The 12523-nt window shown below is 70.2% G+C and carries 12 protein-coding genes and 2 pseudogenes; 4 read left to right on the top strand and 10 right to left on the bottom strand.

What is annotated here, in order from left to right; all coding sequences use genetic code 11:
* Nucleotides 1-239 (bottom strand): annotated as a pseudogene (locus VI480_RS07155) (hypothetical protein); the annotation flags it as partial.
* A gap of 71 nt (nucleotides 240-310) precedes the next feature.
* Between VI480_RS07155 and VI480_RS07150 the strand changes: the two are divergent.
* From VI480_RS07150 to VI480_RS07140, 3 genes are all read left to right on the top strand, one after another.
* The gene (locus VI480_RS07150; protein WP_323672134.1) at nucleotides 311-490 is read left to right on the top strand and encodes a hypothetical protein; all 180 of its coding nucleotides are present in this window, start codon (nucleotides 311-313) and stop codon (nucleotides 488-490) included.
* A gap of 34 nt (nucleotides 491-524) precedes the next feature.
* Nucleotides 525-1244 (top strand): hypothetical protein, encoded by a 720-nt coding sequence (locus VI480_RS07145; protein WP_323672133.1) that lies wholly within the window; start codon nucleotides 525-527, stop codon nucleotides 1242-1244.
* A 303-nt stretch (nucleotides 1245-1547) separates the two neighbouring features.
* The gene (locus tag VI480_RS07140) at nucleotides 1548-2873 is read left to right on the top strand and encodes an HNH endonuclease signature motif containing protein (RefSeq protein ID WP_323672132.1); all 1326 of its coding nucleotides are present in this window, start codon (nucleotides 1548-1550) and stop codon (nucleotides 2871-2873) included.
* A gap of 169 nt (nucleotides 2874-3042) precedes the next feature.
* Here VI480_RS07140 and VI480_RS07135 read toward each other — a convergent pair whose 3' ends face one another.
* The 5 genes from VI480_RS07135 to VI480_RS07115 form a co-directional block, all read right to left on the bottom strand.
* Nucleotides 3043-4275: a hypothetical protein gene (locus tag VI480_RS07135; protein ID WP_323672131.1), complete on the bottom strand. Its 1233-nt coding sequence runs from the start codon at nucleotides 4273-4275 to the stop codon at nucleotides 3043-3045.
* A gap of 97 nt (nucleotides 4276-4372) precedes the next feature.
* Nucleotides 4373-5335, bottom strand: a complete 963-nt coding sequence (locus VI480_RS07130; protein ID WP_416246661.1) for a rod shape-determining protein — start codon at nucleotides 5333-5335, stop codon at nucleotides 4373-4375.
* A gap of 31 nt (nucleotides 5336-5366) precedes the next feature.
* Nucleotides 5367-5915, bottom strand: a complete 549-nt coding sequence (locus VI480_RS07125) for a hypothetical protein (protein WP_323672129.1) — start codon at nucleotides 5913-5915, stop codon at nucleotides 5367-5369.
* Nucleotides 5912-6382 (bottom strand): molybdenum cofactor biosynthesis protein MoaE, encoded by a 471-nt coding sequence (locus VI480_RS07120; protein ID WP_323672128.1) that lies wholly within the window; start codon nucleotides 6380-6382, stop codon nucleotides 5912-5914. The genes VI480_RS07125 and VI480_RS07120 overlap by 4 nt, the downstream gene beginning before the upstream one ends.
* Nucleotides 6382-7320: an NAD-dependent epimerase/dehydratase family protein gene (locus VI480_RS07115; protein ID WP_323672127.1), complete on the bottom strand. Its 939-nt coding sequence runs from the start codon at nucleotides 7318-7320 to the stop codon at nucleotides 6382-6384. The genes VI480_RS07120 and VI480_RS07115 overlap by 1 nt, the downstream gene beginning before the upstream one ends.
* Before the next feature lie 140 nt (nucleotides 7321-7460).
* Here VI480_RS07115 and VI480_RS07110 point away from each other — a divergent pair, with 140 nt between their 5' ends.
* Nucleotides 7461-8591 carry a zinc-dependent metalloprotease gene (locus VI480_RS07110; protein ID WP_323672126.1) on the top strand — a complete coding sequence of 377 codons (1131 nt, stop codon included), beginning with the start codon at nucleotides 7461-7463 and terminating at the stop codon, nucleotides 8589-8591.
* A 51-nt stretch (nucleotides 8592-8642) separates the two neighbouring features.
* On the opposite strand, the gene VI480_RS07105 is transcribed toward VI480_RS07110, so the two are convergent.
* The 4 genes and pseudogenes from VI480_RS07105 to phoU form a co-directional block, all read right to left on the bottom strand.
* The gene (locus tag VI480_RS07105) at nucleotides 8643-9917 is read right to left on the bottom strand and encodes an MFS transporter (RefSeq protein WP_323672125.1); all 1275 of its coding nucleotides are present in this window, start codon (nucleotides 9915-9917) and stop codon (nucleotides 8643-8645) included.
* 14 nt (nucleotides 9918-9931) lie between these two features.
* Nucleotides 9932-10559, bottom strand: a pseudogene (locus tag VI480_RS07100) (winged helix-turn-helix domain-containing protein).
* On the bottom strand, nucleotides 10556-11815 hold the full coding sequence (locus VI480_RS07090; RefSeq protein WP_323672122.1) for a sensor histidine kinase: 1260 nt from the start codon (nucleotides 11813-11815) through the stop codon (nucleotides 10556-10558). Before VI480_RS07090 ends, VI480_RS07100 begins: the two are co-directional and overlap by 4 nt.
* Entirely contained in the window at nucleotides 11809-12516 is a 708-nt protein-coding gene (gene phoU / locus VI480_RS07085; protein ID WP_323672121.1) for a phosphate signaling complex protein PhoU, read from the bottom strand. The genes VI480_RS07090 and phoU overlap by 7 nt, the downstream gene beginning before the upstream one ends.
* Nucleotides 12517-12523: the final 7 nt, after the last annotated feature.

Here is a 12523-nt window from a genome sequence, read left to right as displayed (position 1 = left end):
GCGGTTGGTGTCTCGGCGGCGGGGTGTGCCCGGTCGGATCGCTCAGTTTCGGCGGCGGGCGGCGGGGCGAAGCCGAGATCGTCGAGTGATCCCGCGAGGGCGCGCCAGCCGAGGTCTGCGTCATCGTCTGGCACTTCGACCGGGGGGCTGGCGGCAGGCACGTCGAGCTCGCCTTCCGGCGGGCTGCCGGCAGGGGCGTCGGGATCGTCTTCCGGCGGGCCGCCGGTCGTGTCGGTCACAGGCGCACAGCGTGCCATGCGCCCTGTCACGGGCACGCGCGGTTGGGCCGCAGATGGGGCATATTGGGCGCATGGAACCGGGGCGCATCGAGCCGGGGCGGTGGCCGTACAGGCCCACGGCGATCTGGCGCAAGCTGATTGCAGTGCTCGGGTTGGGGGCGTTCACGGCACTTTGCGCCATTGCCCTGGTGGCGCTCGTGCTGGTTGGCGCGGTGGTCGGTGCGTTGGTGCTCGAAGCGCTGATCGGGTGAGCAGCCGCAGGCCGCTCAGCAAGGCACTGACCAGATGACCAGCAGCGACGGGGCGGAGGGCGAGGCGTACGCACGTCGGCTGGAAGCGATTGTGGCGGGTCATCGGGGCGAGGCGGCGGTGGCCGCGCGACTGTTGGATGACGAGGACGCGGGCGTGCGGGCGGCGGCGCTCGGAGCGCTGGCTCGGTGCGAGTCGCTGCAGGCGGAACAGGTCAGGCGCGCTTTGGGGGACGATGCGGCGGAAGTGCGGTGCCGAGCTGCGGAGCTGGCACCGCCCGAAGTCGAGCTCGTGGGGCTGCTGAGCGATCTCGATGCGTCGGTGGTGGAGGTTGCGGCGGCCGCGCTCGGCGAGCGTGACTGGGATTCCGGGCAGGTCGAGGAGCTGTGCCGGGTGGCGGGCAATCACGACGATCCGCTGTGCCGGGAAAGCGCCGTGGCAGCGCTGGGAGCCATCGCGGCCGGCTTGGACGCCGACGCGGGCACGCCCCACGACGCTGCCGCCGAGCCAGAGTCCGGACCGGGCGCGCCCGACACCGCTGTTGCGGGCGCGCCGCACGACGCTGCCCGGGGGATGGCGCTCGAGATGTTGCTGGCCGCCATGGACGATCGGCCGCAGATCCGCCGCCGTGCGCTGCTCGGGCTGTACCAGTTCGACGACGACCGGGCTGCCGACGCCGTGCGGTCAGCGCTCGAGGATCGTGACCGCCAGGTGCGGGCCGTCGCTGGCGAACTGCTCGGCGTGCCCGTGCGCTGAGGGGGTCGCTCGGCGCCGACGCAACCTCAGTCGGCGGGCCGCACCTACCGCCTCAGCCCCCTGCGGGCTGCTGTTCGGGCACACTCGGCGTCGCCGGCCCGCTGCAACTCTCGAAGCTGCTGCGGCATTGGCAGCCTCTGAGAACGCACCGTCACATCGCCCGACGCCCACCCAGCTCGTGCACATGGACGTGTCTGTCCGCCGAGTCGGCCTGCGACGCCGGTTCATGTCATTCCCTCTCATTTCTGTTTGTTCGATTGTTTTCAGTTATTCGTGTTACACCCCGCTTCTACGGTTGTTCCCATGTTGAGAAGCGGTTCTGGCAGCGCCGAGGCAATCCCGGCAGCCCCCCAGCCCACCGATCTCACGACCGATCGGCCAGGAATGCTCGTATTGCGGCGCCTCGACCGGGGTGAGCTCACGCTGCTGCGCCGGGACGAGCTGGTCAATGCGCTGGGTGATATCGAACGGCTCGCCAACCGGCTGGCGGGCTACCGGGCCGAAGTGCTCGGCGCGCTGCACGAGCTGAGCCGCTCGGGCGTGGCTCCGGATCCGATGCCGCATCTGACGCTGCGGGACGCCACCGGCGTATCCGAGCGGGAAGCACGCCGGCTGTGCCGCGTCGCGAGCAAGGCCCGCGAGCACGCAGCCGTTCTGGACGCGCTGGCGGAGGGCGACATCAACGCCGATCAGGCAGAATCACTGTGCGACGCTCGCGTGCCCGACGAGGTGCGCACGGAGCTGGTGGCCGCTGCCGCCTCCCACGACACCGACACCACCCGTCAACGCCTGCGCGAAGCCGAAGCGACACACGGCGTCGAGACGCCGACCGAGCGATTCCTGCGCCAGCGGACGGCTCGGGGCGCTGGATGGGGCCGCGACCACGAAGGAATGCTCAAGCTGTGGGCAAGGTTCGATCCGGAGACGGGAGCCAGCATCGAAGCGGCGCTCGAGCCGCTGCGCCGCGCACTGTGGCAAGACGACAAGCATCAGCGCACCGACCGGCGCACACCGGCGCAACGCGACGCCGACACGCTCGCGTACGCGCTGGCAGGCGTCACCCTCACCGAGCAAGACGCCGCTGCGGTCGACCGTCTGCATGCACGCGCATGCCGCGACGGACATGCCGAGCAGCTGCAGCGGCTGTCTCCGGCGCAGATCAGCGTGCTCATCGGCCTCGATGCGTTGCGCGGCCACACCGACCAGGCCGGCGTCACCGATGCCGGCACCGAGCTCGCGCCGGAGACTGTGCGGCGTCTCGCATGCGACGCCGAGATCATTCCGATCATCTTGGGCGGGCGGGGTGGATCCGCCGACATCGGCTGGGCACGACGCACCGTGCCGTTGCGGCTCAGGCGGCTGCTCATCGCACGCGACAAGCACTGCCAGTGGCCCGGTTGCCATGCGTCCCCCTCACGCTGCGACGCGCATCACGTCGTCCACTGGGCTGACGGTGGCCCCACCAATCTCGACAACCTGGTGCTGCTGTGCCACACCCACCACCAGCACCTTCACGAGCACGGCTACGAACTGGTTGTGGGCCCCGACGGCTGGATGCCAAGGCAGAAAGCCGTCGAGCGTCGAAAGGCCGAGCAGGGAGCCAATGTCCGACAACCGAGGGCCCCGTGACCTGCTCGGGCCGGGCCAGAACCGAAGCCGGGCCAGAACCGAGGCCGGGCCAGAACCGAGGCCAGGCCAGCACCGAAGCCAGGCCAGAACCGAAGCCAGGCCAGCACGAGGTCGGGCCAGAACCGGGGCCGGGCCAGAACGGAGGCACTCTGAGAGAACAAGACGCCAGCTAACCCACGTCGCTCAGGCGGTCTCGCAGCGCTTCCATCAGGTGGGTCACGTCGAGGGCGAGTAGTTGGCGCAGCCCGAGCTCGTCGGCGGCGACATCGGTGCGTCCGTAGAGACGGAGGGTGCGCAGCGGTCCGCCGCCGATCGGCTCGGAGATGTCCATGCCGATGCGAGGCACGCCGGGCAGCGTGTTGCGGTCGGGGTCGACCGGCTCGACCTGTCCTGCCAGGGCGACGAGCCGTTCCCGGCTCACATCGCCGGCAGCGACCGCCTGCTCAAGCAGCAAGTGCAGGCGCAGCTGTGACAGCCATCCGGCCCGTACTCGGGGGTCGGGCGCGGAATCCGCGTGGAACCTCGCCCAGTCGGCGGCGAAGGCATCCATCACGGCGGAGCGGCCGGTCTGCCAGGGCGGGGCGGGGTCGATGAGCAGCTCGACATGTCCGGGCAGTTCGATGCCGGCGGCGAGGGTGGAGCGCCGTGCGACGGTCAGGTTCGGCGGCAGCCGTTCGAGCACGTGGATTGCTCCCGGCTCGGCCGCCTCGACGAGTACGTACCGGCACTGGCGGTCGCTGACCGCGTCGGTGACATCGAAGACGGATGCGTCCAGATCGAGCACCTCGATCTCGCCCACGTCGAGGTCGAGCATTGCCGGCACCGTCTCACGGGCAGCGCCTGCGGCGTAGGCCGCCGCGGCGACTTGGCGGCCCAAGGGCGAACCGTCGACGATGACGCACCAGGTGGCGCCTGGTCCGCTCGCACGGAAGCGGTCCAGCAGGGCCACGGTGGTCAGCTCCACCGGCGCTGCCGACGTGAGCACCCAGTCCAGGTTTTCGCCGCCCAGCGTGGCGACGGCCGGCACCACCGGCAACGGCAGCTCGGCCGTCACGTCGGCGGCGTCGATCGCGCTGCTTACGTAGGTCAGCGCTGCGACATCCCATTCACCGAGCGCGTCGGCATCGAGGTGCTTTACCGACAGCTCGACCGGGTAGAGCCCGGCGATGCCGCCGCGGGCATCGACTCCGGACCAGTAGGCCTGCGCGCCCGCGAGCGCGGCACGATCAGCCTCCGCAGCAGGGCCAGACAGGTCCACCAGCACGCCGAGCGTGAACACACCGGCGTCGTAACCGTCGGCAGGAGCAAGCTGGGGCGGAACCGGCGGGCTGGACTCGGGAGGCGATTCCGAGCAGCCTGCTGCAAGCAGCAGCGTTACGAGAAGCCCCGCAACGCGAGACACCGATGAGCGCACCCAACCAGCGTGCCCCGCCGCAGAGTCCGCACACGGGGATTTGCGGCTGACGAGTACGGCGGCAGCCGAGGATCCGCAGCCCGGGCTAGCGGCCCGGGATCGTATGCGAGGCGTGGAGCGACTCGAAGTTCTCGAGCGCCCGGCCAGCGCCGAGCACAACCGTCTCGAGCGGCGACTCCGAGCGCAGCACAGGCACACGTGCCTCGGATGCGATGCGCTGGTCGAGGCCCTGCAGCAGCGAGCCGCCGCCGACCATGAGGGCGCCCGTGTGGATGAGGTCTTGTGCCAGCTCAGGCGGCGCCTCGCCCAAGCACTCCAGGACGGCCTCCACGATGAGCTCGACCGTGTCGGCCAGAGCGGAGCGTACCTCGGTGGGGGTGATGACGAAGGTGCGAGGCAGACCCGTCGACAGGTCACGACCCTTCACCTCGGCGTCGAACTTGTCGTCGAGCGGCCATGCCGAGCCGATGCTGATCTTCAGCTCCTCGCTCGTGCGCTCGCCGATCGCGATGCCGTGCACGCGGCGGGCATAGTTCATCAGCGCAGTGTCGAAGTCGAACGACCCCACACGGACCGCACGCAGCGATACCAGGCCGCCAAGCGACACCATGGCGATCTCGGCGGTGCCGCCGCCGATGTCGATCACCAGCGAGCCGGTGGGCTCGTGGATCGGCAGGCCCGAGCCGATTGCTGCAGCGATCGGCTGCTCGATGAGCCGGACGTCCGACGACCCGGCCCGCCGCGCCGCCTCGATCACCGCCCGCCGTTCGACCGGCGTGATCAGCGACGGCACGCAGACGGCCACACGGGTGCGGCCGAAACGGCCGACGCCCACGCCTTGCAGGATGAGCCGGATCATGCGCTGGGTGATGTCGAAATCGGTGATGGCGCCATTGCGCAGCGGTCGTGCAGCGATGATGTAACTCGGCGTGCGCCCGATCATCTGCCAGGCTTCGCGCCCCACCGACAGCACCTCGCCCGAGCGCTCGTTGAGCGCAATGACCGACGGCTCGTTGAACACGATGCCGCGCCCCCGCTCGTACACCAGCGTGTTCGCGGTGCCGAGATCGATCGCCAGGTCACGAGCCAGGATGACGCCCCTGGTTGGGCCTCTGACTGGCGGAGATCACGCGGTCGTGCCGTCGTTCGGCTTCCGGTGGGCGGGGTACCGCCCGGCGGCTCCTCCGCTCGCCTGCCTGCAGCGGGAGCTCTTCGAGGTCGGCGCTCAGCGGCGGCAGCAGCGGCACCGAGTAATCACGCTCGACCAGCCGGACGCTGGCCGGTGCGGGCCGTTGCTGGGCCGCAACGAGTGCCGCGGAGTGTCGTGCAGCTCGCCGACTCCGGCGTCGTCCGCGCCGCTCGGCGTCGCCGGATACGGCGGCAGCGGAGCCAGGTGCTGCCCTGCGGAAGCTGCCGCCTCTCCGCCGGCGAATCGTGCCGACGAGTCCTGGCGTGCCAGAGGGCGGCTCTTCCGATTCTGGGGGGGCGATCGACTCGAGCTTGCGGCGGAACAGCCCTGTCTCGTCGTCGGTCACTTTCTGGTGCTTGATGCGGGCGCCCACGCCCAGAACGGCCATCCCCAGCAACGGCACCACGATCGCAATCGCCAGGAACAGCAGCGGGCTCATGACCGGGGCACCTGTGCGATCGGCTGCGACTGCAGGCCCCAGTCGGTGCCGGCGTCATGATGCTCCTGCTTCCAGATCGGCACCGTGGCCTTCAACGTGTCGATGCCGAACCGGGCAGCTTCGAATGCTTCGCCCCGGTGCGGCGCCGAGACGGCCACCACGACCGAGCTCTCCTTCAAACCCAACATGCCCACCCGGTGCAGCAGCGCCACCTTGCGCGCGCTCGGCCACCGCCGGCGCAACTCGGCGGCGATCTCGGCGAAGCGAGGCGCCACCTCCGACTCGTATGCCTCGTACACCAGCCGGGTCACGCCCGTGCGGTGCTCTGCGTGGTCGCGCACCGTGCCGGAGAACAGCACGACCGCTCCCGCCGCCGGATCAAGCGCCCATTCATAGACCGCGGCGACCGGCAGCTCGTCGTGAGTCAGCTCCACCCACGTGTCGGCCGGGATCACATCGGGTGACATCATCGCAAAGCGTAGGAGCGCCGGAGCCAGGCCGCGGCAGCCCAGCCGCCGGCCGCCACCGCGGCCCCCGCACCGACCAGTGTGGCGTACTGGCGCTGGCGGGCATTGAGGTCGTCCCAGGGCATCCCGGCGTCGGCGATCACGAACGCCTGGGCGCTGCTGTAGCGCGGTTCCCAGCCCTCGGCCCGCAGCCGGTCGTTGGCCACCACCCAGCTGTAGCGGGTGTACGGGAGCAGCCCTGCGGGCGCAGCGTGGCCCACCCGCCGGGCCACATAGCGGTCGAGCCGCTTGGGCAGCGGCATCGGCAGCCGGATCTTGGGGCGGGCTCCCAGCAGCGCCCGCAGCTCGCCCGGCGACAGCCAGCCGTCGGGCGCCACGTTGAACACGCCCGACAGCCGACGCTGCGTGGCCAGCACTACCGCGGAGGCCAGATCGTCGAGGTGCAGGAACTGCACCGGCGGGTCGTCGCTGCCCGTGCGGATCGGGGCCGCTGCGAGCATCGCCTCGCCGATCGGGCCGCCCAGGCCGCTCGACACCACCGGCGCCGGCCGCAGGATCGCCACGGAACGATCACCCTGATCGCACCACTCCAGCACCATCCGCTCGGCGTCGGCATGATGCACGGCCCACGATGCCTCCAGGTTGGGGCGCACGGGCAGATCCTCTGAGATCGGCGTGGGGTGGTTGGGCCAGGCCCCGTACACGCTGGCGCTCGACACCATGGTCAGATGCTGTACATCGGCCGCCGCCAGCACCCGCCGCACCCGGTCGGAGGTCACCTCCCGGGTCAACCGCAGATGCACCAACGCCTCGGCGCCGCCCAAGTCGTGCTGGCTGTCGGCGGCGTCGACGTCGAGCACGTCGAACGACTGGGCCAGCCACTGCAGCACCCGGGCGCCGATCACGCCGCCCGCACCCGACACGGCAATCCGGCTCATATCCCTACCATGCCTCACTCATGACCCTGCCCCCGGTCACTGCGCCCCACAGCAGCGGCAGTTGGCAGCCGTAGTCGATCGCAGAACACGGCGGCAGGGGCGCTGTTCCGGTGCACCGTGACCCGTCGTACGATGCCGTTGTGGCCGACGATGACGATCCGTTCAAGGGCATCCCGTTCCTCGGCGACATCGCATCCATCTTCGGGGGCAACGAAGAGCAGCTCTGGGAAGGCGCCCGCCAGGCCGCCAACCAGCTCGCCACCGGCGGCAAGCTCGAGCACAACGTCGACCCGGTCGAGCGGCACCGCCTCAGCGAGATCAGCCGCGTGGCCGAGCTGCACGTGGCACATGTCACCGGCCTGCAGGTCGCGCCGCAGCTCGAGCCGGTCACCCGCTCGGGCTGGGCCACCAGCGCGCTGGAGACCATCCGCCCGCTCATGGACCGGCTGTCGGAGCGCTTGAGGGACGATCCAGCGAGCAGCACCGCTCACGACCCCTTCGCCGGCCTGCTCGCCATGATGAGCCCCATGACGGTGGCGATGACTGCCGGCATGATGGCCGGCCACCTCGCCACCAGCGCGTTCGGCAACTCGGACCTCATGATCCCTCGGGAACATGTGCACATCGTGACCGCCAACATCGCGGAGTTCGCCAACGAATGGAGCCTCGATGTCGACGACGTGATGCTGTGGGTGGCCATCCGCGAGCACACCATGCACGCGGTCCTGGCGATACCTGAAGTTCATGCCGAGTTGCACTCACTGCTCCTAGGACATATCGACGGCTTCCGCCGCGGCGACCCCATGAGTCTCGACCTGGAGCTGCCCACTTCGCTCGGCGACGTCAGCGACCCGCAGCAGCTCCAGGCGCAATTCGGCGAACAGCTCCAGCGCATCTTCGGCAATCCCGAACTGCTGCTCGGCGTGACCCGCGACGAGGGCCAAAGTCATCTCGAGACGCTGATCTGCGTGCTCACCGCCTACGTCGACGACGTGGTTGCCCAGGCCGGCCCCCGCCTCATCGGCGGATTCGGTGCGCTCAGCGAGGCCGTGCGCCGCCGCGCCCTCGCAGGCGCCGACTACGCCGACCGGCTGCTGGGCGTGCGGCTGACCGCCGAAGCACGCGACCGGGGAGACAGTTTCGTCGCCGGCGTGATCGAGCGAGCCGGCCGCGAGGGGCTGGCCCGCCTCTTCGAGCCCGGCGGGCTCCCCACGCCCAACGAGCTCGTCGCACCGGGCCTCTGGCTCGCCCGCCTCGACCTGCCGCTCTAGCTCTCCCCCGAGCGTCAGCGGACGGGCACGGATACCGGAGCTGAGGACCCCCTATCCAGGCGGCTGCGGTCTGTTGCGGCGGACGCGGGCGCGAACCCGGGTGCGGACCCGGGTGGCGATGATCTCCGACGGCGGACGCCGGCCCCGCGCCAGCGCCCACAGCCCGCCCGCATACAGCACCACCGCAACCAGCCCGGCAATGCCCAGCAGCATCACCCCGGCCCGCAGCGGCAGGATGCCGCTGGGCGCCGCCACCGGCACCAACCCGCCGATCACCCACATGAGCTGGAAGCGGGTCTCGAAGCGGGCGAACGTGCGGCCCCGGTCGGCGGGCACCTCATCGCGCTGCACGATCGCGTCGAAGCACAGCTTCCCCAGCGCGGACATGAGGCCGATCACCATGGCCAGCACCAGCACCGAGAAGCGGTCGGGCGCCGTCACCACATAGAACGACACCGCAGCCGCCAGCACCAGCGTGCTGGCAAGCAGCACCTCCTCACGGACACGGCGTCTCAGCCACGGCGCACCCACAGCGCCGATGAGCTGGCCCACAGCGCTGGCGGTGAACATGAAGCCGAACCACCACGGCGCTGCGTCGTCGGTGCGCAGCCAGAACGCGATGAGGAACAGCGTGAAGCCGGTCATGGCCCGCACGACGCCCATGGCCGAGCCCGCCAGCAGCATCCCGCCCCGCCGTGAGACATGTCGGGTCTCACTAGCATGAGCAGGCGGCTGGAGCTCAGGATCCTGGGGGGGCCGACTGGGCCGCACGGCAAAGCGGGGCAGCCGCCGTGCCGGGAACGTCATCAGCACGAACACCACCGCCGCCAGCACCAGCACCCAGCGCGACGACGCCAGGCTCAGCAGCACACCAGGCCCCGCAGCCAGCGCACCCCCCAGCCCGCTCAGCAGCATCAGCTTCGAATTGGCCTCGACCAGGTCGCGCTCCTCGCGCACCAGCCCCGGCACCACCGCGCTCTTGGCCACGTGATACGTCTTGCCCGCCACCAGCGCGCCGAACGCCTCGGGGAACAGCAGCAGCGAATCGAGATGGCGCACCATCAGCAGCGCCAGCACCGCCCGGGCAATGCCGGCGCCGATGATCATCCCCCGCCGTCCGCCGCGGCTGCGGTCGACCAGCGGTCCGATCAGCGGCCCCACCACCGCAAACGGCGCCATCGTCACCAGCAGGTACAGCGCCACCCTGGGCCGGGCAGCCGCCGGATCGAGGTTGAAGAACAGCGACCCGGCCAGCGCGATGGCAATCAGCGCATCGCCGGCGGCAGACAGCAGATGCGTGCGGGCAAGCCACGTGAACGGCTGCATCAGCCGCTGCCGAGTCAGGCCGACCGCTCGTAGCGGTAGCCCAGCCCACGAATGGTGGTGATCCGCTGCGGGCTCGAAGGATCGTCCTCGATCTTGGCCCGCAGCCGCTTGACGTGAACATCGATCGTCTTGGTATCGCCCACGTAGTTGTAGCCCCACACGTTCTGCATGAGGCTGTCGCGGGTCACCACCCGCCCGGCACGGGCCATCAGGTACGCCAGCAGCTCGAACTCCCTCAGCGCCAGGGTGACCAGCTCGCCCCGCACCCGCAGCTCGTGCCGGTCGATGTCGAGCTCCACATCGCCCTCGATCAGCTGCGGTTGCGGCAGCAGATCCGAAGGCGGCGACGGCGGACCGGAAGGCTGCGACGGCGGCGATTGCTCCGACGCACGCCGCAGCACCGCCCGCATGCGGGCCACCAGCTCACGCATCCGGTACGGCTTGGCCACATAGTCGTCGGCCCCCACCTCCAGGCCCACCACGGCGTCGATGCAGCACCAGGTCGGGCTCGGCTTCGTTGATCTCGGCCAGCGCCGCCCGGCCGTCCGCCGCCGTGCGCACCTCGAACCCCTCGCGCCGCAAGCCCACCGAGAGGGCCTCGGTGAACGACGGCTCGTCGTCGACCACCAGTACCGATGTCATGTGCTCGCCTGACATGCCGGCAGCCTGAGCGTGAACGTGGTGCCCACGCCTTCACGGGTATGCAGCATCACCTCGCCGCCGTGGTTCATCACCACGTGACGCACGATGCTCAGGCCCAGCCCGGTGCCGCCGGTGGCCCGGGCGCGGGCCTTGTCGACCCGGTAGAAGCGCTCGAAGACCCGCTCGGTCTCGTCGGCGGGTATGCCGATGCCATCGTCAGCCACCACCACGTCCACCCACACCTGCTCCTCACGGGAGCTGGGCGCAGCAGACAGCCGCACCTCTGAGCCCGGGTCGCTGTACTTGATGGCGTTGTCGACCAGGTTGCCCACCGCCCGCAGCAGCTGACCCCGGTCGGCATGAAGAACAAGCTGCTCGTCGACATCGGGGCTCAGCAGCGACACATCGTTCGTGCGGGCGTGCTCGGAATACTGGTGCGCCACCTCGCCCAGCAGCGGCACCACCGGCACCGGCTCCTGGCGCATGGAGCCCTCCAGCTCCACCCGGCTCAGCTCCAGCAGGTCATCGATGATGTGGCGCACCCGGTCGGCCTCAGCACCGATCCGGTCGACCAGCCGGGTGCGCACCGCAGCGTCATCCTCGCCGGCCAGCGTCTCCGACAGCAGCGCAATGGCGCCCACGGGCGTGCGCAGCTCATGGCTCAAGTTGGCCACGAAGTCTCGCCGCACGTCATCTGTGCGCACACCCTCAGTGCAGTCGGCCATCACCGCCACCGCGCCCAGAGCGTGGCTGTCGCTCGCAACCGGATGCCCGCTGATCTCGATCACCTGCGGCGGCGGCCCCGTCAGCTTCACCGTGCGGGAACGAGCCTGCCCCTCCCGGGCCGACTCGAGCAACTGCGTCACACCCGCGCCCACCAGCGCCATGGCGTCACGAGCCGACATCATCTCGTCGGCCAGCGCATTGCTGGCGCACACGGCGCCGTCCTCGTCCACCAGCACCACGCCCACCGCCAGCTCGTTCATCGCCAGCTGCCAGCGAGCCCGGTCGCGTTCGGCCAGGTTGGCCGTCATGGCCGCCGTGGTGGCAACCGACTCCAGGTAGGTGATCCAGTCGTCGAGGCTGTTGCGGTCGAGCCTCGCCTCGCCAGGACGGGGCGCCTCGCCTTCCCCGGCAAACCGGTGCACCACACGTCCCAGCCGCTCCGAAGCCGAACTGCGCCCCCGTACCAGCAGCAACACCGCAACCAGCGCAACTGCCAGTGCGGCCGCCACCGCCACGAGCGCGATCAACAATCGTCCTGCTCCCGGCGGGCTCGGGCCCGGTTGGCGCCCAGATGCTCGGGCAGCTCTCCGGTCACCAGGAACTCGACGCGCTCCGCCACGTTCACCGCATGATCGCCGATGCGCTCGTAGAACCGGCCCACCACCGCGAGCTGCACCGCATGCTGAATGCTGATCTTGCCGAGCTCGTGCGAGGCGAACACCGCCACGATGTACTCGTTGTGCAGGTCGTCGAGCACGTCGTCCATGTCGTTGAGCACCGACGCCAGGCCGGCGTCGCGCTCGGCGTAGGCATCCATGGCCCTGGCCGTCAGCTTCACCGCCTGCTCCCGCATGCGGTCGATCAGCCCGCGCACCCGGGGCTCCAGCTCCGACCCGTGCAGGCGGGCCACCGCCTTGGCGATGTTGGTGACCAGGTCGCCGCTGCGCTCGATCTCGGAGATCATCCGCAGGTCGGTCAGGATCGTGCGAAGGTCCACCGCCACCGGCTGCTGCAGGGCCAGCAGCTGCACGCACTTCTCCTCGGCTTCGAGGCTCAGCAGGTCGAGCTCGTCGTCGGCGGCGATGATCTGATCGGCACCGCCGATGTCGCCGGCGAGCAACGCTGCGCTCACCGCCGAGATCCCCTCGGCCACCATGCCGCCCATCTGCACGAGGTCGGCACGAACCTCGTCCATCAGCTGATGGAACTCGGTCCGTACTTCTTCGGTCATGTAAGCA

Source organism: Candidatus Poriferisodalis multihospitum (assembly GCF_028283155.1).
In the GTDB taxonomy this organism is placed as follows: domain Bacteria; phylum Actinomycetota; class Acidimicrobiia; order Acidimicrobiales; family Poriferisodalaceae; genus Poriferisodalis; species Poriferisodalis multihospitum.
The sequence above is the reverse complement of the archived record's forward strand: the minus strand, read 5'-3'. Positions and strand labels throughout refer to the sequence as shown.